Annotated in this window: 1 protein-coding gene; it reads left to right on the top strand. The window is 61.4% G+C overall.

What is annotated here, in order from left to right:
* Window positions 1–316, top strand: a 316-nt coding sequence (locus B7449_RS19140; RefSeq protein WP_048884109.1) for a transposase, incomplete at both ends; no start/stop codon positions are given.

Below are 316 nucleotides of genomic sequence, written 5' to 3'. Positions count from 1 at the left end.
CGACATCTCCGACAGCGCAGGCGCACAGATGATCCTGGATGCGATCCGTAAACGCTGGCCCTGGGTGAAGCACCTGTTTGCCGATGGCGCCTATGACCGCCTCCAACTGATGGACAAGGCGGCTTATCTGGAGTTCGTCGTCGAGATCATCCGCCGCCGTAACGGGGCTAAAGGCTTCGAGGTTCTGTCCCGACGCTGGGTCGTCGAACGGACGTTCGGTTGGATGACCCGCTGGCGACGCCTCGTGCGCGATTACGAGCGCCGCATCGATGTCTCACAGGCCATGATCTTCGTCGCCATGGGGGCCAATCTCATC

Source organism: Komagataeibacter intermedius TF2 (assembly GCF_000964425.1).
In the GTDB taxonomy this organism is placed as follows: domain Bacteria; phylum Pseudomonadota; class Alphaproteobacteria; order Acetobacterales; family Acetobacteraceae; genus Komagataeibacter; species Komagataeibacter intermedius.
The sequence above is the reverse complement of the archived record's forward strand: the minus strand, read 5'-3'. Positions and strand labels throughout refer to the sequence as shown.